The organism is Janthinobacterium sp. GW456P, assembly GCF_002127655.1.
Taxonomy (GTDB): Bacteria; Pseudomonadota; Gammaproteobacteria; order Burkholderiales; family Burkholderiaceae_D; genus Janthinobacterium.
The window spans coordinates 130771-156569 of the sequence record NZ_NEHB01000006.1; the positions used below are offsets into that span (position 1 = coordinate 130771).

A 25799-nucleotide genomic window follows, 5' to 3' on the forward strand; every position below is an offset into this window, starting at 1 on the left:
GAATCCGCACCTGTAGAACGGCTGAAAGAACATATGGACGATAAAAAAGCTGTAGTACCCGCATCGGAAAAAGCCAAGGCGCTCGCCGCCGCACTGGCGCAGATCGAGAAGCAGTTTGGCAAAGGTTCGGTCATGCGCATGGACTCCAGCGCACCGATCGAAGAAGTGCAAGTCGTGTCGACCGGTTCGCTCGGCCTCGATATCGCGCTGGGCGTGGGCGGCTTGCCGCGCGGCCGCGTGGTGGAAATCTACGGTCCGGAATCGTCGGGTAAAACCACGCTGACCCTGCAAACCATCGCCGAAATGCAAAAACTGGGCGGCACCTGCGCCTTTATCGATGCCGAGCACGCGCTGGACGTCGGCTACGCGCAAAAGCTGGGCGTGAACCTGCATGAATTGCTGATCTCGCAACCGGACACGGGCGAGCAGGCACTGGAAATCTGCGACGCCCTCGTGCGTTCGGGCAGCGTCGACCTGGTCGTCATCGACTCCGTGGCCGCACTGACGCCACGCGCCGAGATCGAAGGCGATATGGGCGATTCCCTGCCAGGTTTGCAAGCGCGCCTGATGTCGCAAGCGCTGCGCAAGCTGACCGGCTCCATCAACCGCACGAACACCCTGGTCATCTTCATCAACCAGATCCGCATGAAGATCGGCGTGATGTTCGGCAGCCCGGAAACGACCACGGGCGGCAATGCGCTGAAATTCTACGCCTCCGTGCGCCTGGACATCCGCCGTACCGGCTCGATCAAGTCCGGCGATGAAGTGATCGGCAACGAAACCAAGGTCAAGGTCGTCAAGAACAAGATCGCGCCACCGTTCAAGGAAGCGCACTTCGACATTCTGTACGGCGCCGGCACCTCGCGCGAAGGCGAAATCCTGGACCTGGGCTCGGATGCCAAGATCGTGGAAAAATCCGGTTCGTGGTACAGCTACAACGGCGAACGCATCGGCCAGGGCAAGGACAACGCCCGCGCCTTCCTGCAAGAGCGTCCGGCGCTGGCCCGCGAAATCGAAAACAAGGTCCGCGCTTCGCTGGGCGTGCGCGAACTGCCGCCACTGGCTGCTGAAAAGCCGGAAAAAGCGGATAAGGCCGCCGACAAGGCTGCCAAGGCGGAAGCCAAGGCAGAGTAGGTCGGATTAGCGCGGCAAAACCGCGCGTAATCCGACAACACCACAGACGTCAACAATGTTGTCGGATTACGGCCCAAGGGGCCTAATCCGACCCACGCATGGCTTGCTGCAAGGTGTGACCATGATCGCCGTCCCGCGCTGTTGCGCCGGGCGGCGATTGTGTTTGGGTGATGGAATCGTGGAATGAAAGACAAGGTGGGTGTATGGCCGCAGTACAACTAAGCCTGAAGGGCAGGGCGCTACGCTTTTTGTCGATGCGCGAACACAGCCGCATGGAATTGCGACGCAAGCTGCAGCGCCATGCGCAGGAAGGCGACGACGTGGAAGCCTTGCTCGACAGCCTGGAGCAAGCCAACTGGCTGTCGCAGGAGCGCTTTTCCGAGTCGCTGATTCACCGCCGCTCGGCCCGTTTCGGCAACAGCCGCATCATGGCGGAGCTGCAAAGCCATGGCATCGGCGGAGAAGCGTTGCAGGAACTCAAGGCGGGCCTGGCCGAAGGGGAGGTTGCGCGCGCCTGCGAAGTGTGGCGCCGAAAATTCGGGCAAGTGGCGCAGGATGCGGAGCAGCGCAACAAGCAGATGCGTTTTTTGATGCAGCGCGGCTTTTCGCAGCGCGCCGTGCAGGTGGCCTTGAAGGGACTGGATCCCGACGAGGAATAGCGCATCCAGGGTTGTCCGGCCGCCACGCTGTGCCGCCAAGAACTGCGCTTTCAAACGTCGTCTGATTCCAGTATGGTCACGCCGCGCGATCGGGTATGCTGGCGCTCGAACGCTGTGCGATGCGTGCAGCACCACTGATCGTGACAGGATGCAAGATGAGCAACTGGAATGCCGGCTATGTGGCCGAAATCGCCTATACCTATGGCTATTACGAAGAATTGAACCCTCTGCGCCTGCGCCTGCCCTTGCTGGCCGCCGGCCTGTCCTTGCCGGCCAGCGGCACGGCTTGCGAGCTGGGCTTTGGCCAGGGCGTCAGCGCCAACATCCATGCGGCGGCGTCCGCCACGCGCTGGTATGGCAATGATTTCAATCCGTCCCAGGCCGCCTTTGCGCAGGAGCTGGCCAACGCGGCCGACGCTGGCGCGCAGTTCACGGATGAATCGTTCGCGCAGTTTTGTTGCCGCGACGACTTGCCCGATTTCGACTTTATCTGCCTGCATGGGATATGGAGCTGGGTTTCGGCGGAAAATCGCGCGCTCATCGTCGACTTCCTGCGGCGCAAGCTGAAAGTTGGCGGTGTCGTCTTCATCAGCTACAACACGCAGCCAGGCTGGGCCGCAATGATGCCGATGCGCGACTTGTTGGCCGAACATAGCCGCGTCATGAGCGCCCCGGGCCAGGGCGTGCTGGCCAGAGTCGCTGGCGCCATCGATTTCGTCGACAGGATGATCGCCACGCAACCGCGCTACCTGGACGCCAACCCGCAACTGGCGGACCGCTTCGAAAAACTCAAGGCGATGGATGGACATTATCTTGCCCATGAGTATTTCAATGCCGATTGGCAGCCTATGGCTTTCTCCAGCGTCGCGGCCATGCTGGGCGAGGCCAAGCTCGAGTTCGCCGCGTCCGCCAACTATACTGCTCTGGTCGATATGCTGAACCTGACGGCCGAGCACCAGCAGTTCCTGGCCGAGATACCCGATCCCATTTTTCGCGAGACGACGCGCGCCTTCCTCGTCAACGAGCAATTTCGCAGGGATTACTGGGTCAAGGGCGCACGCAGGCTGACGCCGTTCGCCCAGGCCAGTGCCTTGCGGGCCGTGCGCGTGATGCTGGCCGTACCCCGCGGCGAAGTGGTGTTGAGCGTACACGGCGTGCTGGGTGACGCCGATATGGACGAGCGCGTCTATGCGCCCGTGCTGGACGCCATGGCTGACCATCGCGTGTACACGATAGGCGAACTGGAGCAGCAACTGGCTGGCAGCGAAGCCAGTCTGGCGGCCTTGCTGCAGATCATGCTGGTACTGGCCAGCAAGGGCAGCGTGTCTGCCGTCCAGGACGAGGCCGGCATCGCCGCGGCGCGGCCGCAGACGGCGCGCCTGAATGCACACTTGCTGGAGCAGGCGCTGGCAAGAACCGATTTGCACATCCTCGCCAGCCCCCTGACGGGCGGCGGCGTGGTTGTGTCGCATTTACAACAGCTCTTCCTGTGGGCGAAACTGCAAGGTTGTCCAACGCCGCAAGACTGGGTGCGCACGACGTGGCCCGTGCTGTTGCGCCTGAAGCAGCTGATGACGAAGGATGGGCAGCCCTTGTTGACGGAAGAGGAAAACCTGGCCGAATTGTTGGCGCAGGCACAGTATTTTTCCGCGCGCATCTTGCCTGTTTTACGCGCACTGGGTGTGACTGACTGAGGCACGGCGCTGGCCAGCCTGCCGGTGCCGGCAAGCCTGCTGCCAAGTTATTTGAATTGCGAATGATCGTTATTGATTTTGCGATTTTCGTTAATGATTTGCGGTGGGCGGCACAAGCAATAAAAAATTATGTTGCGGCGCAACTAGCGCCCTGTGTGCTACACTTTTAGGGTTTTTGCGGCGCCGCAGGTGCGGTTGCTGTTCGTAGAAGCTGCGAACAGAGTGCTTTAGGCACATGGCTGCTTACTAATTATGGCCGCGCAAGCGGCATCGGTCTTATGCCCCTGTCAACTCCCGTATCCCGGCGCGCCCTACGGCACTCCCGCGTTATCGACGTCCAAGCGTATATGCGCGACGACGGCCTGTGGGATATTGACGCCCATATCACCGATATCAAAAGCTATGACGCGACCCTGGCCTCCGGCCCCCGTCCCGCCGGCGCCCCTCTGCATGACCTCCATTTACGCATTACCGTCGATCACGAACTGACCATTGTCGAGGCCGAAGCTGCCTCCGATGCCGTGCCCTATCCCGGTTTTTGCGATACCATCGGCCCCGCTTACAGGGCGCTGATCGGATTGAATTTATTGAAGAATTTCCGCCGCGACTTGAAACAGCGCCTGGCGGGAATCGCCGGCTGTACCCATTTGACCGAACTGGCGCAAGTCTTGCCGACTGCGACGGTTCAGGCATTTGCCGGCGATGTCTGGTCGACCCGTGACGGTGCGAATGCTGACGTGTCGCATGAAAAGCCGTTTCAACTCGACAAATGCCACGCCCTGCGCACCGATGGCGGGGCGGTTGCACAGTATTACCCGCGCTGGGTAGCCAAGGTGTGACCCCGGCGCTGTATTTCCTGTTTTTTTGCACCACTAACCGTATTTTTACACATCAGTATCAGAAGGGAAGCCAGCATGAAAATCCATGAGTATCAAGCCAAAGAAATCCTCCGGCAGCACGGAGTGACGGTACCACGCGGTATTCCGTGCATGTCCGTCGAAGAAGCCGTCAAGGCTGCGGAAACCCTGGGCGGTCCGGTATGGGTCGTCAAGGCGCAGATCCACGCAGGTGGTCGCGGCAAGGGCGGCGGCGTGAAAGTGGCAAAATCGATGGAACAGGTCAAGGAATACGCTGATCAGATCATGGGCATGCAGCTGGTCACGCACCAGACCAGCGCTGAGGGCCAGAAAGTCAACCGCCTGCTGGTGGAAGAAGGCGCCGACATCAAGCAAGAATTGTACGTTTCGCTGGTCACCGACCGCGTTACCCAGAAAATCGTCCTGATGGCGTCGTCCGAAGGCGGCATGGACATCGAAGAAGTGGCCGAGAGCCACCCTGAGAAAATCCACCACGTCACCATCGAGCCAAGCGTTGGCCTGACCGATGCCCAGGCTGACGACATCGCGACCAAAATCGGCGTGCCTGCCGGTTCCATCGTCGACGCCCGCGTCAACCTGCAAGGCCTGTACAAAGCCTACTGGGAAACCGATTGCTCGCTGGCCGAGATCAACCCGCTGATCGTCACCGGCAGCGGCAAAGTCATCGCTCTGGACGCCAAGTTCAACTTTGACCCGAACGCCCTGTTCCGTCATCCGGAAATCGTCGCCCTGCGCGACCTGGACGAAGAAGATCCAGCTGAAATCGAAGCGTCGAAATTCGACCTGGCCTACATCTCGCTCGACGGCAACATCGGTTGCCTGGTGAACGGTGCCGGCCTGGCCATGGCCACCATGGACACCATCAAGCTGTTCGGCGGCGAGCCAGCCAACTTCCTGGACGTCGGCGGCGGCGCCACGGCGGAAAAAGTGACCGAAGCGTTCAAGATCATGCTGAAAAACCCAGGCCTGAAAGCCATCCTGGTGAACATTTTCGGCGGCATCATGCGTTGCGACGTGATCGCTGAAGGCGTGATCGCCGCAGTGAAAGCCGTCTCGCTGAACGTACCGCTGGTCGTGCGCATGAAGGGCACCAACGAAGACCTGGGCAAAAAGATGCTGGCCGATTCTGGTCTGCCTATCATCGCAGCCGACACCATGGAAGATGCAGCCAAGAGCGTCGTTGCCGCTGCTGCCGGTCAAGCTTAATTAAGGAATCAACATGTCCATTCTGATCAATAAAGATACCAAAGTCGTTACCCAAGGGATCACCGGCAAGACCGGCCAGTTCCATACCCGCGGTTGCCGCGACTACGCGAACGGCAAAGCTGCCTTCGTGGCAGGCGTGAACCCGAAGAAAGCCGGCGAAGATTTCGAAGGCATTCCTATTTTCGCTAACGTTACCGAAGCGAAAAAAGAAACCGGCGCCAACGTTTCCGTGATTTACGTGCCGCCAGCAGGCGCCGCAGCGGCGATCTGGGAAGCTGTCGAAGCTGAAATGGATCTGGCCATTTGCATCACCGAAGGCATTCCTGTGCGCGACATGATGGCCCTGAAAGACCGCATGGCTAAAGCCAACAGCAAAACCTTGCTGCTGGGCCCTAACTGCCCAGGCCTGATTACGCCAGACGAAATCAAGATCGGCATCATGCCAGGTCACATCCACAAGAAGGGCCGTATCGGCGTGGTTTCGCGTTCGGGTACCCTGACGTACGAAGCAGTGGGTCAGCTGACCGCACTGGGCCTGGGCCAATCGTCGGCAGTCGGCATCGGCGGCGACCCGATCAACGGTCTGAAGCACATCGACATCATGAAGATGTTCAATGACGATCCAGATACCGACGCGGTCATCATGATCGGCGAAATCGGCGGTCCGGACGAAGCCAACGCGGCTTACTGGATCAAAGACAACATGAAAAAACCAGTCGTCGGCTTCATCGCCGGCGTCACGGCTCCTCCAGGCAAGCGCATGGGCCACGCCGGCGCGCTGATCTCGGGCGGTGCCGATACGGCGCAAGCCAAGCTGGAAATCATGGAAGCTTGCGGCATCACCGTGACCAAAAACCCGTCGGAAATGGCGCGTCTGCTGAAAGCCATGCTGTAATTTCAGCCTGATTCATGCAGTATAAAAAAGGAGCTTCGGCTCCTTTTTTTTGTCCGCAAGTCAGGTCGATTCCCGCCTTGGAGCGACGGCGCTGGTCCGAATCCGCCCAAATGCGTCGCTTTTCTTTCCATGCGTACCAACGCCGCCCCGGGACGCCGCTGGCATGGCGCTTGCACCATGCACGGCGTGACCAACTGCACCCCGGGAGGATGCGATGCGCGCGCAAAGCGGATTTACCCTGATAGAACTGATGATCGTGGTGGCCATCGCCGGCATCCTGGCGGCCGTGGCCATTCCCCAGTACGGCGACTATACGATGCGGGCCAAGGTCAGCAACGTGCTGGCGGCCGCGGCGCCCCTGAAGACGGCCGTGGCCTTGTGCGTGCAGGAAAATGGCGGCGACGCGGCTGCCTGCAGCACGCCCACCCCGGCCGTGCCAAGTTCCATTCCCGTCTTCAGCGCCACGCGCGAAGTGGCGAGCGCCAAGGTCGACAAGGGCAATATCGAGCTGAGCCTGGCGGGCGACCTGGGCAGCGGCTTGGGCGGTCAGAAGGTGAACATGGAGTTGCAACTCGGCACCAGCAGCCTGAGCTGGTTTAACAGCACCAGCGTGACGAATCCGGCGGCGAAGGAAGCGATTACCAAAAACAACATTCCCAAGGTGGTGGCGACGCAGTGAGCGGCGCCTGCAGCGCCCGTATCAGACGATTTTTTGCCGGTCCGCGATCAGCGCTTCATAGGTGAGGTTTTGCAGCAGGGTGTAGTGGGTCGGTTCCAGGTCGATGAATTGCACGCCATACGTATAGATTTCGGCCACTCCGGCGTGGCCATTGGACGGCTTGCCCACTCCGACGTTCTGGATGCGGGCGCGCGTGTTGACGCGCATCTGATGCTTGTTCGGCTGCACCAGCAGGGTAAAGCTCAGTGCCACGCCCTCGTCATCGGGCGTGAGCATGTTGGGCGCCTCGATCAGCGCGCCCGAGACGCTGAGGTTGACGATGAACACGGGCACGGCCGCCACATCGCGGTAGCTCAGCTGCGCGGGAATGTCCACTTTCACGCGCATGGCCGTGCGCAGGCTGGTGCCCTGGATGGCGTCGGGAAAGCTCAGGTGCACATAGTTGAGCGGACGGCCGAAGATGCGCAGCACGCTGCACGCAAACGAACAGACGGTGACGCCGGAAAACACGCGGATGGTCAGCTTGTCACCCTCGTTGAGCACGATGGAGGCGCCGTTTTCGATGGGAATCTTGACGATCAGGTACTCATCTTTCACGTAGCCGATCACGGTCGAGAAATGCTGGATGGGTTTGATGGTGCGGTGCGTGATGAACTGGATGCGTCCCCCCACCTGCAGATTCATGGCCTCGAATTCGAAGTCCTGGAGCTTGCTTTCCGCGGCGGGCTTGTTGCTAGTCATGCGATGCTCATCTGGATATGGTCGACTCGCAGTATGCATGATTTCTTGATGAAAAAGCATTCCTATCAATGAAATTCACTTTCGCATCGAAAAATACCATGGGCACGTGCCGCTGCGCGGTGCAGGCTTTACAATTGCGTCAATATTGACGAATGTAAATCTTATGCCACGCAGCTACTTCTGGACCATGTTGTTCCTGATCCTGCATCAAATCGACGCTGCCTACTGGAAAGAGTGGGAGATGTTTCACGTGCCGGGCGGCGTGCAGGGTTTTCTCGTGTTTAACCTGGCGGCGATTGCCGTGGTGCTGGCCGGTTACCGGCACGTGCTGCTGGCCACGCCGCAGGCGACCCTGTATGCAGGCATCTGCGCCGCGCTGGGAGCGGGCACTTGCCTGATCCACGCCGGCTTTGCGCTGGCAGGGCTGGAACAGTTCCACTTGCCCTTGTCGATCGCCATCATCGCGCTGTGCCTGGGCTGCGCCGTCTGGCTGCTGCGCGACTTGCGCCGCGTCCAGCGCCAGGCGGCCTAGTTACACCTCGGCGTGCCAGTCGCCCGACTTGCCGCCATGCTTTTCCAGCACGCGCACGTTCGTCATGACCATGCCGCGGTCGACGGCCTTGCACATGTCGTAGATCGTCAGCAAGCCGATCTGCACGGACGTCAGCGCTTCCATTTCCACGCCCGTCTTGCCCGTCGTGTCGACCTGGGCGCGGCAATGCACGCTGTTGGCCGCTGCATCCACTTCGAAATCGACGGTGACGCGCGTGAGGGCCAGCGGGTGGCACAGGGGAATCAGGTCGCTGGTGCGCTTGGCGCCCATGATGGCGGCGATGCGGGCGATGCCCAGCACATCGCCCTTTTTCGCATTGCCGGAAATGATCAAGGCCAGGGTGGCCGGCTGCATGCGGATGGTGCCGGCGGCCACGGCGCTGCGGCGCGTATCTTCCTTGCCGCCCACATCGACCATATGGGCCTGGCCCGTGGCATCGAAATGGGTCAGTTCTCCGGCGGGGGCTTGCTTGTGTGCTGTTGTCATGGCGTCAAAATAGGTGAGGAACGGGGACGCGGCAGGCCGAATCACGACGCCATGCCACTGGCATGGCGCGTGGGAATGGGCGCCGCTAACAAGGTATGATAGCACCCGTGAATTCAAAAACTTCCCTTCCGATCCTCGTTGAAAACGCCGCTGCGGCATGGCTGCGCGGCGCGCGGCGCGCTTCGGTGCTGGCCGCCTTCTGCTGCGCCGCGCCGTGTGCGCTGGCGCAAACCTATACGTCCGCGCCAGCGGCGCCGGCCGCCAGCGCGGCGGCCAAGCCTGCCGGCAACTGGACGCCGCTGGCCGTGCCGCCGGCGCCGAACCTGCCGAACCTGGGCGATACCTCGCGCGAAGACCTGTCGCCGGCGATGGAGCGCAAGATCGGCGAGGAAATCATGCGCGGCATCCGCGGCGACCGCGACTATCTCGACGACGCCCCCTTGCTCGAATACCTGAATACCTTCGGCAACGCCCTCGTGTCGGCGCGCCCCAGCGTGCGCGGCGAAACGAATTACGACTATTTCTTCTTTGCCGTGCGCGATCCCCAGTTGAACGCGTTTGCCTTGCCGGGCGGTTTCATCGGTGTGCACTCGGCCCTGGTGCTGGCGGCGCAAACGGAGGCGGAACTGGCTTCCGTGCTGTCGCACGAGATCGGCCACGTGGCGCAGCGCCATATCGCGCGCATGCTGGGCCAGCAGCGCCAGGATGCCCTGATGCCGCTGGCCGCCATGCTGCTGGCGGCGCTCGCGTCGCGTGCGGGCGGCGACGTGGCCATGGGCGTGTTTGCCGCCGGCCAGGGCCTGGCCATCCAGCGCCAGCTCAATTTCGGCCGCGACGCCGAACGCGAGGCGGACCGCATCGGTTTCCAGATCATGGGCGAAGCCGGTTTCGATACCACCGGCATGGTGGCCTTTTTCGGCCGCATGCAGGCGGCCAGCCGCTCGTACAGCGACCTGATGCCCGCCTATCTGCAGACCCACCCGCTGACGACGGAACGCATCGCCGACATCCAGGCGCGCATCCGCGAGCAGCCGTACAAGCAGCGCGCGGACAGCCTGAGTTTCCACCTGGCCCGGGCCCGCGCCCGCGTGCTGCAGGATGAAAGCGTGCAAGGCTTGCTGAACGCCAAGGCCGTCTTCAAGACGCAGCTGGAACAGCAAAGCCGCTTCCAGGTGACGGCCGCCCATTACGGCTTGTCCTTTGTCGCCGTCAAGCAGGGCAAGCCGGCGGAGGCGCAAAAGGAACTCGATGCGGCCAATGCCGCCCTGCGCCAGCCGGCCGGGCCGAATGTGTTCACCTCGGGCGGCACCCAGGGGCCCAACTCGCTGCTGGCGGCGATGGGACTGGAAGTGCTGTTGATGCCGGCGCAAAAGAAGGAAGTGGCGCAACAGGCTTTGAAGGCGGCCGATGCGGCGCGCCAGCAGTTTCCCCTCTCGCGCGGCATAGCCCACCAATATGCGGAAGCGCTGATGGCTGCCGGCAAGCTGGAGCAAGCCACCTTGTACCTGCGCGAACAGGTGCAGCTCTACAAGGAAGAGCCGGAATTGTACGATTTACTGGCGAAAGCCTATGCGGACCAGGGCAAGATGACCTTGCAGCACATGGCGCTGGCCGAATCGTATGTGCTGCAGGGCGCCACCATGGCCGCGCTGGACCAGCTGACGATCGCCCGCAAATCGACGGACGCGACCTTTTATGACCAGGCCGTGATCGATGCGCGCGAGCGCGAATTGCAGGAAAAGCGCCGCGAACAGATCAAGGACCAGAAGGGATAAGTCTTATTCGGCTTGCGGCGCGCGCTGGAAGCCGAAGGTTTGCGGCACGGCATCGTAGCGCAACGGCTGCACGGCGATCGCCTTGCCGTTATGCAATAAGGTCAAGCTTCCTTGTCCCCCTTCCAGCCAGGCCAGCAAGGCCTCGTCGCTCACCGCCTGCCCATCGAGGCGCAATGCGGGCAGTACCTGCGCCATGTCGCGGTCATCGACCTGCGCCACGACCTCGTCCTGGCGCAGGATCAGCGCACCGTTGTCGCACAGGTACGCTTGCTCGATCTGCGCCAGCGGCGCGCCCGTCTGCACGACAAAACCGTGTCGCGGATCGCTGCGGGCGATGTAGGGCGTCGCTTCCAGGTTCAGGTAAACGCGCTGCGGGCCATTCTGGAAAAACCAGCAACCGCGTGCGTCATGGTCGTAATTGCGGTTGATAAATCCCAGCAGTGCGTCATGGGCGATCTTGTCGCCAGGCAGTTGTTGCTGTTGCGCCTGCTGGTCGCGCATGCGCCAGTGGCCGCGCGCGTCCAGGCCCAGCCAGCCGTAGCAGTGCGGTACGTTCGGCCATTTGGCCAGGGCCTGTTTGACGAGTTCATCCATGTGTAGCGTTTTCCATGTGCGTTTGCGAACTGCCAGCGTGACAGCTTTGCGGCGCCGGTGGCGCCATGTTGCCGCCTTCAAAAAAATGGATCAGGCGCTGCGGCAGCCAGCGTGTTCTGCCCGGCAACTTGCCTGCCGCAAAGCCGACGTGGCCGCCGTGGCGCGGATACTCGAGCGTGACCGTCGGCGCGGCGCTGCGCGGCAGGAAGCGCCCGGGCAGGAAGGGATCATTTTGCGCATTCAGCACCAAGGTCGGCACGGTGATGTCCGGCAAGACGTGCTTGGCGCTGGCGCGGTGCCAGTAATCGTCGGCGTCGCGGTAGCCGTGCAGGGGCGCCGTGACGACATTGTCGAAGGCGTGCAAGTCGCGCGCGGCCAGCATGGCGTCGCGCGCAAACAGGCCGGGGAATTGCTCCAGCTTGGCCAGGCATTTCGGTTTGAGCGTGTTCAAAAACATGCGCGTATAGAACCGGTTGGCGCCGGAAGACAAGGCCTTGCCCCCTTGCGCCAGGTCCAGCGGGGCCGATACGGCCGTGGCCGCATCGATGAAATCGGCCTGGTGCTGCGACTGGCCCAGCCAGCACAGCAGGGCGTTGCCGCCCAGCGAGACGCCGGCCGCGTAGAATTTTCCCGTGGCGCGCGGGCGCAGGCGCCGCACGATCCAGTCCACTTCCTGCGCATCGCCCGAATGGTAGAAGCGGGGCGCCAGGTTCGCTTCGCCCGAGCAGCCGCGAAAATGCGGCACGGCGCCCGACCAGCCGCGCGCGGCCACCTCGGCCATCAGGGCGCGCGCGTAATGGCTGTCCGACGAGCCTTCCAGGCCGTGGAACAGCACCACGAAAGGCTGGCCAGGCTGGCCGTCGACCAGGTCGACGTCGACGAAGTCGCCATCGGGCGCTTGCCAGCGTTCGCGGCGGAAGGGCACGGCAGGCTTGGCGAGGCACACGGCCGGATAAATCGTCTGCGCGTGGCCGCCTGGCAGCCAGAGCGGGGCGGTGTAGGAGGCGTTGTAAATAAGAGGCAAAGACATCAGTGCAGGATCTGCGTTCCCGCAACGTCGGCCGGCGCGCCACCGGGGGCGATGGAGGCGTGGTGCAGCACGATGCGCCAGCCGCGCGGCGTTTTCACGTACACATTCGTCGCCAGCAGATGCGCCGGACCGCCTTCTTCCTGGGTGACGCCTTCGATCACCGTGTGCACCGAACTCATCAGATTGTGCGTTTCATGCAGCTGCGCCGGCACGATGTGCAGGCCGCCGCCTGCCAGGATGGTTTCCCACGAGGCACGGATGGCGGCATGACCGATCAGGCGCGCGCCGCCCGGGTGGATGCAGACGATCTCTTCATCGTCGGCCCATAGCGCCATCAGCGCTTCGAGGTCGGCGCGGTGCAAGGCATCGTAGAACGCCGCCTCGACTTCGGCGGCGCTGCCATTGAGTTCTTTCAGACGTTTCATGACGACTCCGGCGTGAGCGGTACAGCTAGGTGTGCAAATGAAAACGGCGCGCTGGGGGCGCGCCGCTGGGCAGTTTAATGATGGCCGGCGCTGGCGCCTTCCTTCAGGGTGTAGGCCGTGCCGCAGTACGGGCACTTGGCGACGCCGTCCTTGTTAAATTCCAGGAACACGCGCGGATGCGACGACCACAGCGGCATGGCCGGGTTAGGGCAGTGGGCTGGCAAGTCTTTACCGTCGAGTTCGACCGCTGGCTGGGTGGTTTTTGTCATCTTGTCATGCTCCGTGAGGCTGTATGGATGGAAGTCGGCTGCTGCCAAAAGCACGATTTTAACGGATTCAGGCAGACAGCAAAAATCATGGCTAAAATGGCGGCTTGATCATCTTCGGCTGCGGCGCGGGTTTTCGCGGAAATATGGCGGCTGCAGCGCCACACTGACTGGATTTGCCTTGCCGGTATCACCGTTGCGGAGCCGACCTCCGCGCACCATTGTTGTGCAGTTACCACAGTGCGCCCGCCGGAGCGCCGCGTGAACGCCGTCCCGGCCACCAAGGACGACGCCCTGCTGAAAGATGCCTGGCGCGCCGGCCTGAGCCTGGGCGCGCCCACCCTGCTGGGCATTGCCGCCTGGGGCATGGTGGTGGGCGTGGCCATGGTGAAAAGCGGCCTGACGGTGGCGCAGGCGGGGGCCATGACCCTGTTTGTCTTTGCCGGCTCGGCCCAGCTCGCGTCTCTGCCCCTGCTGGCGGCCCAGGCGCCCGTGTGGGTGATCTTCGCCACGGCCCTCGTCGTCAATTTGCGTTTTGTCATCTTTTCCGTGCTGCTGGCCCCGCATTTTTCCCATCTGCCGTGGCGCCAGCGCTTTGCGCTCGGCTATGTGGCGGGCGATATCACCGTGGGCCTGTTCCTGCAGCGTTACCCGCACGAAACGCCGGACCCGGCCAAGCTGCCTTTCCTGAAAGGCTTGATCTACCCCAACTGGCTGGCCTGGCAGATCGGTTCCTGCATCGGCATCGTGCTGGGCGCCGTCGTGCCGGCCGAGTGGGGCCTGGGCTTTGCGGGCACCCTGGCGATCCTGTGCGTGACGGTACCGCTGATCCTCAGCCGCGCCGCCCTGTGCGGCGTGCTGGTGGCGGGCACGGTGGCCGTGCTGGCGTTCAGCCTGCCGTATAAGCTGGGCCTGCTGGTGGCCGTCGTGGTGGGCATGGTCAGCGCCATGGCCGTGGAAGAGTTGACAGAAAAATGGACCAAACGCCATGTTTGACGGCATCGACTTGGGCAGGGCCGACGTGTGGATCGCCATCGCCGTGCTGGTGGTGGCAACGGCTGCCACGCGCAGCACCTTCTGGCTGATCGGCCATCACATCACGATTCCGCGCCGCGTGGGCGAGATGCTGCGCTATGCGCCGGCCTGCGCGCTGGCGGCCATCATCGCGCCCGACATGCTGATGGAAGGGCAGCAAATCCACTTGGAGTTATCGAATTTGAAACTCTTGTCGGGTATTGCCGCCACGCTCTTTTTCGTGATTCGCCGCAATATGCTGCAAACCATCGTGTTCGGCATGCTGGTTTTCACGGGCTTGCGACTGTTGCACGTTTTTCAGTAAAGCAGGACAAATCGGCGATTTGCGCTGGGCATTGCGGTAAAATAGCGCACTTCCTTCCACTCGTCATCTGGATCGCCATGTCAGCTGTTCTCAACTTCATCCGTCTGCAAGATTTGATCGCCCAAAATGCACTGCAAGGCAAGCGCGTGTTCATCCGCGCCGACCTGAACGTCCCGCAAGATGACAGTGGCAAGATCACCGAAGATACGCGCATCCGCGCTTCGGTGCCGGCCATCCGTGCCGCCCTCGACGCTGGCGCTGCCGTGATGGTGACGTCGCACCTGGGCCGTCCGACGGAAGGCGAGTTCAAGCCGGCCGACAGCCTGGCGCCCGTGGCGGCCCGCTTGTCCGAGCTGCTGGGCCAGGAAGTTGCACTGAAACAAAATTGGATCGATGGCGCCGGCCTGGACAATCTGGCCGCCGGCCAGGTGGTTCTGCTGGAAAACGTGCGCGTCAACAAGGGCGAAAAGAAAAACAGCGATGAGCTGGCGCAAAAAATGGCGAAATTGTGCGATATCTACGTCAATGACGCGTTCGGCACGGCCCATCGCGCGGAAGCATCCACGCACGGCATCGCCAAGTTCGCGCCCGTCGCCTGCGCCGGCCCGCTGCTGGCCGCCGAACTCGATGCGCTGGGCAAAGCGCTGCACGCGCCCGCCCGCCCGCTGCTGGCCATCGTTGCCGGTTCGAAAGTATCGAGCAAGCTGACCATTTTGAAAGCCCTGTCCGACAAGGTCGATAACCTGATCGTCGGCGGCGGCATCGCCAACACCTTCATGAAGGCCGTCGGCTTGAACGTCGGCAAGTCCCTGGTGGAAGCGGAACTGGTCGACGAAGCCCGCGCCATCATCGACATCATGGCCAAGCGCGGCGCGCAAGTGCCGATTCCCGTCGACGTCGTGTGCGCCAAGGAGTTTTCGCCGACAGCCTCCGCCACCGTCAAGGACGTGGCCGACGTGGCGGACGACGACATGATCCTCGATATCGGCCCGAAAACGGCGGCCTTGCTGGCGCAGCAGATCGCCGCCGCCGGCACCATCGTGTGGAACGGCCCCGTCGGCGTGTTCGAATTCGACCAGTTCGGCAACGGCACCAAGACCCTGGCCCTGGCCATTGCCGAGTCGAAAGCATTCTCGATCGCCGGCGGTGGCGACACCCTGGCGGCGATTGCCAAATACGACATTACCGATAAAATCAGCTATATCTCGACGGGCGGCGGCGCTTTCCTGGAGTTCCTGGAAGGCAAGACGCTCCCAGCGGTCGAGATCCTGATGCAGCGCGCCGCGTAAGGCGCTGCAGTTAGCCGTTCAGTACCAAGCGCAGCCTGACCGCTGCGCTTTTACCTTGCCGGGCGGCCCAGCCGCCAGGTCTTGCTCACCTTCGCTCGCGCACAAGGATTCCTATGCCACGCGGTACAAAAATCGTAGCAACAATCGGCCCCGCCTCCACCGACTTCGATATCCTGGTGAAAATGATACGTGCGGGCGTCGACGTGGTGCGCTTGAATTTTTCCCACGGCAAGGCGCAGGACCATATCGACCGCGCGGCGCTGGTGCGCCTGGCGGCGCTTGAATGCGGCCGCGAAGTGGCCATCATGGCCGACATGCAGGGGCCGAAGATTCGCGTCGGCAAGTTTGAAAACACGCGCATTCAGCTCGAAGCGGGCGAGCGCTTCATCCTCGACGCGAAGTGGGGCGAAAACGGCGAACTGGGCAACCAGGAGCGGGTCGGCCTCGACTACAAGGCCTTGCCGCGCGACCTGCACAAGGGCGACGTGCTGCTGCTGAACGACGGCCTCATCGTGCTGATCGTCGAGCGCATTCACGGCAGCGAAATCCACACCACCGTCAAGATCGGCGGCGAGTTGTCGAACAACAAGGGCATCAATCGCCAGGGCGGCGGCCTGTCCGCGCCCGCGCTGACGGCCAAGGATATGGAAGATATCAAGACGGCCATGAGTTTCCAGGCCGACTATCTGGCCATTTCCTTCCCGAAATGCGCGACCGATATGGAAATGGCGCGCCAGCTGGCCAATATCGCTGGCGAACCGTACCACCACAAGCCGATGATGATCGCCAAGATCGAACGCGCGGAAGCGATCCCTGCCCTGCAGGAAATTCTGGACGCGTCCGACGGCATCATGGTGGCGCGCGGCGACCTGGCCGTGGAAGTGGGCAACGCGGCCGTGCCGGCCCTGCAGAAACGCATGATCAAGATGGCGCGCGCCTCGAACAAGCTGGCGATCACGGCCACGCAGATGATGGAATCGATGATCGTCAACGCCGTGCCGACGCGCGCCGAAGTGTCCGACGTGGCGAATGCCGTGCTCGACGGCACGGATGCCGTCATGACGTCGGCCGAGACGGCCTCGGGCAAGTACCCGATCGAGACGGTGGAAATGATGGCCGCCATCTGCGTGGAAGCGGAACAGTCCGAATACAACAAGCTCGATGCCGATTTCCTCAACGTCACGTTTACGCGCATCGACCAGTCGATCGCATATGGCGCCCTGTTCACGGCCCACCATTTGCGCGTCAAAGCCATCGTGGCCCTGACGGAATCCGGTTCCACCGCCTTGTGGATGAGCCGCCACAGCATCGACACACCGATCTACGCGCTCACGCCCAGCGTGACCACTTTGCGCAAAGCCGCGCTGTACCGCAATGTTCGGGCGTATCATCTGATGCAGAATGCGCCGAGCGCGCAAGTGCTGAAGCAGGCGGAAGAGCTGCTGGTGGCGCAGGGCATCGTCAAAAAGGGCGACATGATCGTCGTCACCTGGGGTGAACCGATGGGCCAGGTGGGTGGTACTAACGCCCTGAAGATTGTCACAGTCGGCGAGTTCGAGTAAGTTCTAGTTTAGTTGAAAGAATTCAGGCGCCGCCGCGGTTATTGACCACCGCGAAGCGCCGCAACGGTTTCTATTGTTATCTGGAGTATTACCATGTCTCTCGTATCCATGCGTCAACTGCTGGACCATGCCGCCGAAAACGGTTATGGCATTCCTGCTTTCAACGTCAACAACCTGGAGCAAGTGCAAGCCATCATGGCCGCCGCCGATGCGCTCAACAGCCCGGTGATCATGCAAGCGTCCGCTGGCGCGCGCAAGTACGCCGGTGAAGCGTTTCTGCGCCACCTGATCGACGCGGCCGTCGAAGCGTATCCGCACATCCCCGTCGTCATGCACCAGGATCACGGCCAGTCGCCGGCCGTCTGCATGGCCGCCATCCGCTCGGGTTTTACGTCCGTGATGATGGACGGTTCGCTGGAAGCGGACGGCAAGTCCGTCGCTTCGTATGAATACAACGTGGAAGTGTCGCGCGAAGTGGTGAAATTCTCGCACGCCATCGGCGTGACGGTGGAAGCGGAACTGGGCGTGCTCGGTTCGCTGGAAACCATGAAGGGCGACAAGGAAGACGGCCACGGCGCCGACGGCACCATGACCCGCGAGCAACTGCTGACGGACGTGGCGCAAGCGGCCGACTTCGTGCAGCGCACCCAGTGCGACGCCCTGGCGATCGCCATCGGCACCTCGCACGGCGCCTACAAATTCACGCGCAAGCCGACGGGCGACATCCTGGCCATCGACCGCATCAAGGAAATCCACGCGCGCATCCCGAACACCCACCTGGTGATGCACGGCTCTTCGTCGGTGCCGCAGGAATTGCTGGCCATCATCCGCGAATTCGGCGGCGACATGAAGGAAACCTACGGCGTGCCTGTCGAGGAAATCCAGGAAGGCATCCGTCACGGCGTGCGCAAGATCAACATCGACACCGACATCCGCCTGGCGATGACGGCCGCGATCCGCAAATACCTGTTTGAAAATCCGTCGAAATTCGACCCGCGCGACTACCTGAAGCCAGCCCGTCTTGCTGCAGAGCAAATCGTGCGCGCCCGCATGCAGGCGTTCGGCTGCGAAGGCCAGGCGTCGAAGATCAAGCCGATCACGATGGAAAAAATGGCCGAGCGCTACAAGGCCGGCGAGCTGGCGCAAATTGTGAAGTAAAATTCTGTCTGGAACGGGCCGGAGGCTCCCCTCCGTGCCCGATTTTCTCGACCGGCAAGCGCCCCCTGCCTGCCGGTTTCGTTTCATCCAACTACTCCCCCGCTATGAACAGCCTCTATCAGACTTCCATCCATTCCCTGCCATTGCTGGGCCACGGCAAGGTCCGCGACAACTACGCCGTTGGCGACGACAAGATCCTGATCGTCACCACGGACCGCCTGTCGGCCTTCGATGTCGTCATGAACGAGCCTATCCCCGGCAAGGGCAAGGTCCTCAACCAGATGAGCGATTTCTGGTTCGAGAAACTCGGCCATATCGTGCCGAACCACCTGACCGGCGTGGCGCCGGAATCGGTGGTGGCGCCGGAGGAAGTGGAACAAGTCAAGGGCCGCGCCGTCGTGGCCAAGCGTTTGAAGCCGATCATGGTCGAGGCGGTCGTGCGCGGCTACATCATCGGTTCGGGCTGGAAAGATTACCAGGACACGGGCAGCATCTGCGGCATCGCGCTGCCAGCCGGCCTGCAACAGGCGGAAAAGCTGCCGCAGCCGATCTTCACTCCGGCAGCCAAGGCCGAGCTGGGCGAGCATGACGAAAACATCAGCTTTGCGGAAATGGAACAGCGTATCGGTGCCGACCTGGCCGCCAAGATGCGCGACGTCGCCATTGCCCTGTACAAGACGGCCGCCGAATATGCGGCCACGCGCGGCATCATCATCGCCGACACCAAATTCGAATTCGGCCTGGACGACAACGGCGTCATGCATCTGATGGATGAAGTGCTGACGGCCGACTCGTCGCGCTTCTGGCCCGCCGATTCCTACCAGCCTGGCATTTCGCCACCGTCGTTCGACAAGCAATTTGTGCGCGACTACCTGGAAACGTTGACCTGGGGCAAGACCGCACCGGCGCCCGCGCTGCCGGCCGACGTCATCGAAAAAACCCAGGCCAAGTATTTCGAAGCCATCGAACGCCTGACGGGCGAGAAGCTGAAGGCCTGACATGAGCGAGCAGAATAAGCCGCTGGTCGGCGTCATCATGGGCTCGTCTTCGGACTGGGACGTGATGCAGAACGCGGTCGCCATCCTGAAGCAGTTTGGCGTGCCCTACGAAGCGCAAGTCATATCCGCGCACCGCATGCCCGACGAGATGTATGCGTATGCCAAGAGCGCGCGCGCGCGCGGCTTGCGCGCCATCATCGCCGGCGCCGGCGGCGCCGCCCACCTGCCTGGCATGGTGGCCGCCATGACCATCGTGCCCGTGCTGGGTGTGCCCGTGCCGTCGAAATACCTGCGCGGCGAGGATTCCATGCTGTCGATCCTGCAAATGCCCAAGGGCGTGCCGGTGGCCACCTTCGCCATCGGCGAAGCGGGCGCGGCGAATGCGGCGCTGACGGCCGTGGCGATGCTTGCCGCCAACGACGATGCCCTGGCCGAGCAACTGGAAGCCTTCCGTGCCACGCAAACGGCCGCCGCCAAGGCCATGGTCTTGCCTGAATAATGTGCTTGAAAAATAATGAATAGTAAATCGACTTCCCCATTGCTGCCCGCCGCCAACCCAACGGCATGGCTGGGCGTGATGGGCGGCGGCCAGCTCGGCCGCATGTTTGCCCAGGCCGCCCAGAGCATGGGCTATCAGGTTGCAGTTCTTGAACCTGTGCTGGAACCGGCCGCCACCTGCCCTGCGGGGCAGGTGGCGCAGCGCCTGGTCAATGCCGGCTACAGCGACCTTGACGGGCTCGACGCCCTGGCGGCGCAATGCCTGGCCGTCACCACCGAATTTGAGAACGTGCCGGCCGACAGCCTGTCGCGCCTGGCCGAACGCGTGTTCGTGGCGCCCAATGCCCATGGCGTGTCGGTGGCGCAAGACCGCATCGCGGAAAAGCGTTTCTTTGTCGACTGCGCGGCCAGGTCCGGCGTGCTGCCGGCGCCGCATACGGTGATCGCCACGCAGCTTGACATCGACAACATCGCCGACGACTTGCTGCCAGGTATTTTGAAAACCGTGCGCATGGGCTATGACGGCAAGGGCCAGTTCCGTGTGCGCACGCGCGACGAGGTGCGCGCCGCGTTCGCGGAAATGGGCGAGGTAACTTGCCTGCTGGAAAAGATGCTGCCGCTGGCGTACGAAGTGTCCGTGCTGACGGCGCGCGGCGCGGACGGCGCATCCGTCGTGTATCCGATCGCCGAAAACGTGCACCGCGACGGCGTGCTGTTTACCACCACGGTGCCGGGCCCGAACGTGTCGGACGACTGCGCCGCCAGGGCGCAGCGGGCGGCGCAAGCGATGGTTGCCGAACTCGGCTATGTCGGCGTGCTGTGCATCGAATTTTTCGTGCTCACCGACGGCAGCCTGGTGGTCAATGAAATGGCGCCGCGTCCGCACAACAGCGGCCACTACACGATGGATGCCTGCGTCACCAGCCAGTTCGCGCAGCAGGTGCGGGCCATGGCGCGGCTGCCGCTGGGCGACGTGCGCCAGCATTCGCCGGCCGTGATGCTCAACCTCCTCGGCGACGCCTGGTTTGCCGACGGCAGCGATAGCGCCTGCGATGTGGCCAATGAGCCGGCCTGGGACCGCATCCTGGCCTTGCCGGGCGCGTGTTTGCATCTGTACGGCAAGGACGATCCGCGCCGTGGCCGCAAGATGGGTCACCTGACCTTCATCGCGGCCACCTTGCCGGAGGCGCAGCAACGCCTGCGCGACGCTTGCCTGATCCTGGGAATCGCGCCGTGAGCGTGCCCGCACACGACTTGGCGGCCGCCGCCGCCGTGCTGGAAGCGGGCGGTCTCGTCGCTTTCCCGACGGAAACGGTGTATGGCCTCGGTGCCGATGCGGAAAACCCGGCCGCGGTGGCGCGCATCTATGAAGCCAAGGGCCGTCCCTCGGACCACCCGGTGATCGTGCACGTGGCGCCGGGCGCCGACCTGGCGCACTGGTCCGATGATATTCCCGTGGAAGCGCAGCAACTGGTGGCCGCCTTCTGGCCCGGTCCGCTGACCCTGATCGTCAAGCGCGCCGCGCATATTCCCGACGCCGTTTCCGGCGGCCAGGATACGGTGGGCTTGCGCTGCCCGTCGCACCCGGTGGCTATCGAATTGCTACGCACTTTCAAGGGCGGCAGCGGTGGCCTGGCGGCGCCGTCGGCGAACAAGTTCGGCAATGTCAGCCCCACCACGGCGCAGCACGTGCGCGATGAATTCGCGGCGGAACTCGACAGCGGCTTGCTGGGCCTGGTACTCGACGGCGGGCAGAGCGACGTGGGCATCGAGTCGACCATCGTCGACTTGTCGCGCCTGGCCACGCATGGTCCCGTGTTGTTGCGTCCCGGCCATATCAGCAGCGAGCAGATCGCCGCCGTCATTGGCCGCGCACCGGCCGTGGCCGACGCGGCCGCACCGCGTGCCTCGGGCACCCTGGAATCGCACTATGCGCCACATACGCCTGTTGCGATGCAGCACAGCGACGACGTGCGCGCCACCTTGAACCGCCTGCTCAACGACGGGCGCCGCGTGGCGCTGATCCACTACTCGGATCTGCCGCCGGCCAGCGCCAGCGTGCGCCTGGCGGCCAGCCCGGAAAACTACGCACATGCGCTGTATGCCTCGCTGCGCAGGATGGACCAGGTCGGCGCTGAGCTGATCCTCGTCGAAGCGCCACCGACCGGCCCCGCGTGGCTCGGCGTCAACGACCGTTTGCGGCGTGCCGCGTTCGGCTCAAGTGGTATCTTGCAGCAATTCCTGTCCGTCTGAAAAAAGCCCCGCAAGGGGCTTTTTCTTGATGCAGCGCAATAGCAATGCTTGCCACGAAACATATTAAATCCTCCATAATTCAGCAGATCGCCCGGCCATCACGGGGCGCAGGCGGTGTTGTTATTTCGTTGATTTTTAAAGCATATTTTCTATGCAAGCCTGAGGAACGATGGCATATTAGTTGGGTAACGAATAGCACGCCCGTTCGTTTAGAAACCATAAAAAAGACCGAGGAGACAAAATGCATCAAACAAAATTTGCGCTGGCCGTGCTGGCTGCGGCTGTCCTTGCAGGTTGCGGCGGCGCCAGTGGCGGTGATCAAACCTTGAAAGTCAAATACACGGCGCAGGTGTCCTTCGGCGACAGCCTGTCCGATGTCGGTTCGTATGCTGTGGCCGGCGTGGCTGCCGCCGGTGGCGGCAAGTTCACCATCAATGGCGACAATACCAAGATCAATCCTGAACTGACGGGCAAGAACTGGACCGAGCACCTGGCCGCGCAATTCGGCTTGCCGGCGCCTTGCGCTGCCGAAACGGGCCTGGAAGGCAGTGTACCGACCCTGCAGGCGCCGCGCATCAAGCATCCGGGCTGCTACGGCTACGCCATGGGCGGTTCGCGCGTGACCAACCCCGTCGGTCCGAACAACAAGTTGACGGGCAGCGAGCTCGGCGCTCTGACCGTGCCGGTGGTGACGCAGATCGCGAACCACCTGGCCGCTTCCGGCGGCAAGTTCAGCGGCACGGAAGCCGTCTTCGTGATGGCGGGCGGCAATGACGTACTGTTCCAGCTCGGCGCATTGCAGGCCGGTGCGACGGCGGCCGGCAAGGCTGCCGGCGCGACCGCTGCCGCGCAGGCCTTCGCGACCAACCTGACCCTGGCTCTGGCCGCCGGCGCCAACGATCCCACGACGGCGGCCGCTGCCATCGGCGCCGCCATCAAGACGGCCAGCGCCGCGCCTGGCGCCACGTCGACATCGATAGTACAGGCTGGCGTCTTCGCAGCCGCCAGCCAGCCGCGCACTGACTCCATCAGTTCGCCCACGGTATATGGCCCGCTGGTGACCAAAGCGCAAGCCGATGCGACCGCGACAGGCAACGCCGCCGGCGCCAAGGCCGGTGCCGATTACGCTGCGGCCCAGGGGCCGTTGCTGGTTGCCTCCATGAAACAGGCCGGCACCGAACTGGTGGCGCTGGTCAAGGACCAGATCATCGCCAAGGGCGCCAACTATGTCATCGTCAACAACTTGCCGGACGTGGCCGGGACGCCATCGGGCTTGAGCAAGGATGCCAATACCAAGGCGCTCATCAACGCCATGGTCAGCGCCTTCAATGGCGAACTGAGCGCGGGCTTGACGGGCAATGCGAAAGTCTTGCTGGTCGACGTATTTGCCGTCAGCCATGACCAGGGCACCAATCCTGGCCCGTATGGCTTGACCAACGTCAGCGAGACGGCGTGCGACCTGACGTCAGCGAAGAACTTCCTGGGCAGCTCGCTGGTCTGCACCGGCGCGAACCTGAAAGCGGGCGACGTCAGCCACTATTCGTATGCCGACGATGTGCACCCTACGCCGTTCAACAACCTGTTGCTGGCCCGTTATGTGGCCAAGGACATGGTCGTGCGGGGCTGGCTGTAAGGAATCGCCGCGCCGGCCGCGTCCCGGGGACGTGGATGGCGCTGGCAGCGACAAGACTGGATAGCCCGGCTATCCGCACATAATGATCAGGAGACAAGATGAAAAATCGTTTGAATACCGCTGCACGCGTGCTGGCCGCCGCCGCCGCGATGGCCATGGCGACGGGCGCTTCGGCACAAAGCGCCGGCACCTGGACGGCCAAGGTCGGCATCAACAAGATCACGCCGCACGTGGACAGTGGCGACATTTCCGCGCCGGCACTGCCTGGCACGAAAGCCGACGTCAAGGCGGATACCAAGCCCATCCTGACCTTTGCCTACATGGTCACGGACAATATTTCTGCCGAACTCGACTTGGGCGTGCCGTACAAGCATGACCTGATCGGCGATGGTGCCATCAAGGGCACGGGCAAGCTGGGCACGGCGGAAGTGCTGCCGCCGACGGCCTTCATCCAGTACCGCTTCTTCCAGCCGAACGCGATGATCCGTCCCTACGTGGGCGCTGGCCTGACGTATGCCTATTTTCAGAAGGAAAAAGGTTCGGGCCAGATGACGGCCCTGCTGGATCCGGGCGGACAGCCGGTCAAGTATCGCCTCGATAACAAGCTGGCCGGCAGCTTGCAGATCGGCAGCACCCTGGCCTTCAACGAGCGCTGGTTTGCCGACGTGGCCGTCGTCAAGACGTTCCTGAAAACCAAGGCGAAATTTTCGACCGGCCAGACGCAGGACATCACGCTCGACCCGATTGCCGTCAGCATCGGCATCGGCTACAAGTTCTGATTTTTTCGGCCATAAAAAAATCCGCCTCGGCGGATTTTTTTTTGTCCCGCTGCTCAGGCTGGCGGTGTATTGAACTGTCCATTGTGGAAGATCAAGGGCGGCTGCGCCGTAAACGCGCATTGTTCCACTTCGCCCACGAAAATGACGTGGTCGCCTTCCGGATAGCGGCTGCGGTTGTGGCATTCGAACCAGGCCGACGCGCCTTTCAGGATAGGCTGACCCGTGCGCGACAGCTCGTATTCGACGTCGTCGAAAGGATTCGGCGTACGGCGCGCAAAGCGCTGCGCCAGTTCCGCCTGCTCGGCGCCCAGCACATTGATGACGTAATGCGAGTTGCCGCTGAAAATCGGCATGCTGTTTGCCACGGAACCGAGGCTCCACAGCACCAGGGGCGGCGACAGCGAGACGGAATTGAAGGAACTGGCCGTCAGACCGCGGAAACTGCCGTCGGCCAGGCGCGTCGTGATGACCGTCACGCCAGTGGCAAACTGCGACAATGCCTGGCGGAAATGTATCGTATCGAATTCTTGCGCTGGCGCGCGGGGAGAGCGTGTGTTCATGGGTGACCTGTCTATTTGCTGACATTATGCCAAAAATCGGCCACGCCAGCGCAATCGTGGCCGGCATGCCCCTTATGTGCGGTGCATCACGCGCCGTTTCAAGCGGCACTGCAGGCCATGGCGCTTTGCGTTACAGTAATGAAATGATACGTCGCACAGGCGTTGCGGGAGGACATCATGAACCAACAGACGGAAGTGGCGGTATTCGGCGGTGGCTGTTTCTGGTGCCTCGCTGCCGTGTACGGGGAAGTGCGCGGCGTGACGCGCGTCGAGTCCGGCTACACGGGCGGCAGCGTGCCCAACCCCACGTATGAACAGGTATGCACGGGCGAGACGGGCCACGCGGAAGTGGTGCGGCTGGAATTCGATCCAGCCATTATCGGCTATCACGACTTGCTGGAAATCTTTTTTACCTTGCACGATCCTACCACCCTGAACCGGCAGGGCAACGATGTCGGCACGCAATTTCGCTCCGTCATCCACTACCAGTCGGCCGCGCAGGAACAGGTGGCGCGCAAGGTGCTCGCCGAGATGGCCGGTGTGTGGGATGCGCCCATCGTCACGCAGCTGGCGCCGGCATCGGTCTTTTATCCGGCCGAGGATTACCACCAGAATTATGTCGAGCAGCATCCCTTGCAGGGCTATTGCGCCCTCGTTGTCGCACCCAAGGTGGAAAAATTCCGCGCCATGTACGCGAAGCGCCTGAAGTAAGGGC

28 protein-coding genes are annotated in these 25799 nt (G+C 62.5%); 21 read left to right on the forward strand and 7 right to left on the reverse strand.

Going from position 1 to position 25799, the window contains the following annotated elements:
- Positions 1-33 precede the first annotated feature (33 nt).
- The 7 genes from recA (at position 34) to CBW66_RS08330 (ending at position 7145) form a co-directional block, all read left to right on the forward strand.
- Entirely contained in the window at positions 34-1134 is a 1101-nt protein-coding gene (gene recA / locus CBW66_RS08300) for a recombinase RecA (RefSeq protein ID WP_086137910.1), read from the forward strand.
- A gap of 203 nt (positions 1135-1337) precedes the next feature.
- Positions 1338-1793 (forward strand): recombination regulator RecX, encoded by a 456-nt coding sequence (recX, locus tag CBW66_RS08305; RefSeq protein WP_034788658.1) that lies wholly within the window; start codon positions 1338-1340, stop codon positions 1791-1793.
- A gap of 155 nt (positions 1794-1948) precedes the next feature.
- Entirely contained in the window at positions 1949-3487 is a 1539-nt protein-coding gene (locus CBW66_RS08310) for a class I SAM-dependent methyltransferase (RefSeq protein ID WP_086137911.1), read from the forward strand.
- Between the two features lie 278 nt (positions 3488-3765).
- On the forward strand, positions 3766-4326 hold the full coding sequence (locus CBW66_RS08315) for a DUF2889 domain-containing protein (protein ID WP_086137912.1): 561 nt from the start codon (positions 3766-3768) through the stop codon (positions 4324-4326).
- A 75-nt stretch (positions 4327-4401) separates the two neighbouring features.
- Positions 4402-5571 (forward strand): ADP-forming succinate--CoA ligase subunit beta, encoded by a 1170-nt coding sequence (sucC, locus tag CBW66_RS08320; protein ID WP_086137913.1) that lies wholly within the window; start codon positions 4402-4404, stop codon positions 5569-5571.
- 13 nt (positions 5572-5584) lie between these two features.
- Positions 5585-6466, forward strand: a complete 882-nt coding sequence (gene sucD / locus CBW66_RS08325; protein ID WP_034746085.1) for a succinate--CoA ligase subunit alpha — start codon at positions 5585-5587, stop codon at positions 6464-6466.
- 214 nt (positions 6467-6680) lie between these two features.
- Entirely contained in the window at positions 6681-7145 is a 465-nt protein-coding gene (locus CBW66_RS08330) for a prepilin-type N-terminal cleavage/methylation domain-containing protein (RefSeq protein ID WP_086137914.1), read from the forward strand.
- Positions 7146-7166: 21 nt separating this feature from the next.
- Here the strand turns inward: CBW66_RS08330 and CBW66_RS08335 are convergent, their stop codons facing one another.
- A complete protein-coding gene (locus tag CBW66_RS08335; RefSeq protein WP_086137915.1) occupies positions 7167-7886 on the reverse strand; it encodes a flagellar brake protein in 720 nt (239 codons plus the stop codon).
- A gap of 163 nt (positions 7887-8049) precedes the next feature.
- Between CBW66_RS08335 and CBW66_RS08340 the strand changes: the two genes are divergently transcribed.
- Positions 8050-8418 (forward strand): DUF6713 family protein, encoded by a 369-nt coding sequence (locus CBW66_RS08340; protein ID WP_086137916.1) that lies wholly within the window; start codon positions 8050-8052, stop codon positions 8416-8418.
- Here CBW66_RS08340 and moaC read toward each other — a convergent pair whose 3' ends face one another.
- A complete protein-coding gene (gene moaC, locus CBW66_RS08345) occupies positions 8419-8925 on the reverse strand; it encodes a cyclic pyranopterin monophosphate synthase MoaC (RefSeq protein ID WP_086137917.1) in 507 nt (168 codons plus the stop codon).
- Between the two features lie 185 nt (positions 8926-9110).
- On the opposite strand from moaC, the gene CBW66_RS08350 reads away from it, so the two are divergent.
- Positions 9111-10700: a M48 family metalloprotease gene (locus CBW66_RS08350; RefSeq protein ID WP_086137962.1), complete on the forward strand. Its 1590-nt coding sequence runs from the start codon at positions 9111-9113 to the stop codon at positions 10698-10700.
- A gap of 3 nt (positions 10701-10703) precedes the next feature.
- Here the strand turns inward: CBW66_RS08350 and CBW66_RS08355 are convergent, their stop codons facing one another.
- The 4 genes from CBW66_RS08355 to CBW66_RS08370 form a co-directional block, all read right to left on the reverse strand.
- Positions 10704-11294 (reverse strand): DUF2946 family protein, encoded by a 591-nt coding sequence (locus CBW66_RS08355; RefSeq protein WP_086137918.1) that lies wholly within the window; start codon positions 11292-11294, stop codon positions 10704-10706.
- On the reverse strand, positions 11287-12324 hold the full coding sequence (locus tag CBW66_RS08360; protein WP_086137919.1) for a YheT family hydrolase: 1038 nt from the start codon (positions 12322-12324) through the stop codon (positions 11287-11289). The genes CBW66_RS08355 and CBW66_RS08360 overlap by 8 nt, the downstream gene beginning before the upstream one ends.
- Positions 12324-12749, reverse strand: coding sequence for a nuclear transport factor 2 family protein (locus tag CBW66_RS08365; RefSeq protein ID WP_070311672.1), 426 nt, complete (start codon positions 12747-12749; stop codon positions 12324-12326). The genes CBW66_RS08360 and CBW66_RS08365 overlap by 1 nt, the downstream gene beginning before the upstream one ends.
- Positions 12750-12823: 74 nt before the next feature.
- Positions 12824-13018: a zinc-finger domain-containing protein gene (locus tag CBW66_RS08370; RefSeq protein WP_086137920.1), complete on the reverse strand. Its 195-nt coding sequence runs from the start codon at positions 13016-13018 to the stop codon at positions 12824-12826.
- Positions 13019-13276: 258 nt separating this feature from the next.
- Between CBW66_RS08370 and CBW66_RS08375 the strand changes: the two genes are divergently transcribed.
- The 11 genes from CBW66_RS08375 (at position 13277) to CBW66_RS08425 (ending at position 24524) form a co-directional block, all read left to right on the forward strand.
- Positions 13277-14011: an AzlC family ABC transporter permease gene (locus CBW66_RS08375; RefSeq protein WP_086137963.1), complete on the forward strand. Its 735-nt coding sequence runs from the start codon at positions 13277-13279 to the stop codon at positions 14009-14011.
- Complete coding sequence (locus tag CBW66_RS08380) at positions 14004-14354, forward strand: AzlD domain-containing protein (protein ID WP_086137921.1); 351 nt, start codon at positions 14004-14006, stop codon at positions 14352-14354. Before CBW66_RS08375 ends, CBW66_RS08380 begins: the two co-directional genes overlap by 8 nt.
- A gap of 77 nt (positions 14355-14431) precedes the next feature.
- Positions 14432-15643, forward strand: a complete 1212-nt coding sequence (locus tag CBW66_RS08385) for a phosphoglycerate kinase (protein WP_086137922.1) — start codon at positions 14432-14434, stop codon at positions 15641-15643.
- Positions 15644-15756: 113 nt separating this feature from the next.
- Entirely contained in the window at positions 15757-17205 is a 1449-nt protein-coding gene (gene pyk / locus CBW66_RS08390) for a pyruvate kinase (RefSeq protein ID WP_086137923.1), read from the forward strand.
- Positions 17206-17298: 93 nt separating this feature from the next.
- Positions 17299-18363 (forward strand): class II fructose-bisphosphate aldolase, encoded by a 1065-nt coding sequence (fba, locus tag CBW66_RS08395; protein ID WP_076565953.1) that lies wholly within the window; start codon positions 17299-17301, stop codon positions 18361-18363.
- A gap of 104 nt (positions 18364-18467) precedes the next feature.
- Positions 18468-19361, forward strand: coding sequence for a phosphoribosylaminoimidazolesuccinocarboxamide synthase (locus CBW66_RS08400; protein WP_086137924.1), 894 nt, complete (start codon positions 18468-18470; stop codon positions 19359-19361).
- Between the two features lies 1 nt (position 19362).
- On the forward strand, positions 19363-19860 hold the full coding sequence (purE, locus tag CBW66_RS08405) for a 5-(carboxyamino)imidazole ribonucleotide mutase (RefSeq protein WP_070220354.1): 498 nt from the start codon (positions 19363-19365) through the stop codon (positions 19858-19860).
- A 15-nt stretch (positions 19861-19875) separates the two neighbouring features.
- A complete protein-coding gene (locus CBW66_RS08410) occupies positions 19876-21096 on the forward strand; it encodes a 5-(carboxyamino)imidazole ribonucleotide synthase (protein WP_086137925.1) in 1221 nt (406 codons plus the stop codon).
- The gene (locus CBW66_RS08415) at positions 21093-22112 is read left to right on the forward strand and encodes an L-threonylcarbamoyladenylate synthase (RefSeq protein ID WP_086137926.1); all 1020 of its coding nucleotides are present in this window, start codon (positions 21093-21095) and stop codon (positions 22110-22112) included. Before CBW66_RS08410 ends, CBW66_RS08415 begins: the two co-directional genes overlap by 4 nt.
- Positions 22113-22353: 241 nt before the next feature.
- A complete protein-coding gene (locus CBW66_RS08420; RefSeq protein ID WP_086137927.1) occupies positions 22354-23745 on the forward strand; it encodes an SGNH/GDSL hydrolase family protein in 1392 nt (463 codons plus the stop codon).
- Between the two features lie 98 nt (positions 23746-23843).
- Positions 23844-24524, forward strand: coding sequence for an OmpW family protein (locus CBW66_RS08425; RefSeq protein WP_086137928.1), 681 nt, complete (start codon positions 23844-23846; stop codon positions 24522-24524).
- A gap of 53 nt (positions 24525-24577) precedes the next feature.
- On the opposite strand, the gene CBW66_RS08430 is transcribed toward CBW66_RS08425, so the two are convergent.
- Positions 24578-25084: a flavin reductase family protein gene (locus CBW66_RS08430; RefSeq protein WP_086137929.1), complete on the reverse strand. Its 507-nt coding sequence runs from the start codon at positions 25082-25084 to the stop codon at positions 24578-24580.
- A gap of 177 nt (positions 25085-25261) precedes the next feature.
- Here CBW66_RS08430 and msrA point away from each other — a divergent pair, with 177 nt between their 5' ends.
- Entirely contained in the window at positions 25262-25795 is a 534-nt protein-coding gene (gene msrA / locus CBW66_RS08435) for a peptide-methionine (S)-S-oxide reductase MsrA (RefSeq protein WP_086137930.1), read from the forward strand.
- Positions 25796-25799: the final 4 nt, after the last annotated feature.

Excerpts from the sequence above, each read along its gene's own strand:
- CBW66_RS08360 (WP_086137919.1), bottom strand. The coding sequence starts at position 12,324 with ATGTCTTTGCCTCTTATTTACAACGCCTCCTACACCGCCCCGCTCTGG.
- recA (WP_086137910.1), top strand. The coding sequence starts at position 34 with ATGGACGATAAAAAAGCTGTAGTACCCGCATCGGAAAAAGCCAAGGCG.
- CBW66_RS08310 (WP_086137911.1), top strand. The coding sequence starts at position 1,949 with ATGAGCAACTGGAATGCCGGCTATGTGGCCGAAATCGCCTATACCTAT.
- CBW66_RS08400 (WP_086137924.1), top strand. The coding sequence starts at position 18,468 with ATGAACAGCCTCTATCAGACTTCCATCCATTCCCTGCCATTGCTGGGC.
- CBW66_RS08430 (WP_086137929.1), bottom strand. The coding sequence starts at position 25,084 with ATGAACACACGCTCTCCCCGCGCGCCAGCGCAAGAATTCGATACGATA.
- CBW66_RS08365 (WP_070311672.1), bottom strand. The coding sequence starts at position 12,749 with ATGAAACGTCTGAAAGAACTCAATGGCAGCGCCGCCGAAGTCGAGGCG.
- msrA (WP_086137930.1), top strand. The coding sequence starts at position 25,262 with ATGAACCAACAGACGGAAGTGGCGGTATTCGGCGGTGGCTGTTTCTGG.
- CBW66_RS08355 (WP_086137918.1), bottom strand. The coding sequence starts at position 11,294 with ATGGATGAACTCGTCAAACAGGCCCTGGCCAAATGGCCGAACGTACCG.
- moaC (WP_086137917.1), bottom strand. The coding sequence starts at position 8,925 with ATGACAACAGCACACAAGCAAGCCCCCGCCGGAGAACTGACCCATTTC.
- CBW66_RS08420 (WP_086137927.1), top strand. The coding sequence starts at position 22,354 with ATGCATCAAACAAAATTTGCGCTGGCCGTGCTGGCTGCGGCTGTCCTT.
- CBW66_RS08340 (WP_086137916.1), top strand. The coding sequence starts at position 8,050 with ATGCCACGCAGCTACTTCTGGACCATGTTGTTCCTGATCCTGCATCAA.
- CBW66_RS08315 (WP_086137912.1), top strand. The coding sequence starts at position 3,766 with ATGCCCCTGTCAACTCCCGTATCCCGGCGCGCCCTACGGCACTCCCGC.
- CBW66_RS08335 (WP_086137915.1), bottom strand. The coding sequence starts at position 7,886 with ATGACTAGCAACAAGCCCGCCGCGGAAAGCAAGCTCCAGGACTTCGAA.
- CBW66_RS08425 (WP_086137928.1), top strand. The coding sequence starts at position 23,844 with ATGAAAAATCGTTTGAATACCGCTGCACGCGTGCTGGCCGCCGCCGCC.
- fba (WP_076565953.1), top strand. The coding sequence starts at position 17,299 with ATGTCTCTCGTATCCATGCGTCAACTGCTGGACCATGCCGCCGAAAAC.
- CBW66_RS08385 (WP_086137922.1), top strand. The coding sequence starts at position 14,432 with ATGTCAGCTGTTCTCAACTTCATCCGTCTGCAAGATTTGATCGCCCAA.
- CBW66_RS08330 (WP_086137914.1), top strand. The coding sequence starts at position 6,681 with ATGCGCGCGCAAAGCGGATTTACCCTGATAGAACTGATGATCGTGGTG.
- CBW66_RS08370 (WP_086137920.1), bottom strand. The coding sequence starts at position 13,018 with ATGACAAAAACCACCCAGCCAGCGGTCGAACTCGACGGTAAAGACTTG.
- sucD (WP_034746085.1), top strand. The coding sequence starts at position 5,585 with ATGTCCATTCTGATCAATAAAGATACCAAAGTCGTTACCCAAGGGATC.
- purE (WP_070220354.1), top strand. The coding sequence starts at position 19,363 with ATGAGCGAGCAGAATAAGCCGCTGGTCGGCGTCATCATGGGCTCGTCT.
- CBW66_RS08380 (WP_086137921.1), top strand. The coding sequence starts at position 14,004 with ATGTTTGACGGCATCGACTTGGGCAGGGCCGACGTGTGGATCGCCATC.
- CBW66_RS08410 (WP_086137925.1), top strand. The coding sequence starts at position 19,876 with ATGAATAGTAAATCGACTTCCCCATTGCTGCCCGCCGCCAACCCAACG.
- pyk (WP_086137923.1), top strand. The coding sequence starts at position 15,757 with ATGCCACGCGGTACAAAAATCGTAGCAACAATCGGCCCCGCCTCCACC.
- sucC (WP_086137913.1), top strand. The coding sequence starts at position 4,402 with ATGAAAATCCATGAGTATCAAGCCAAAGAAATCCTCCGGCAGCACGGA.
- recX (WP_034788658.1), top strand. The coding sequence starts at position 1,338 with ATGGCCGCAGTACAACTAAGCCTGAAGGGCAGGGCGCTACGCTTTTTG.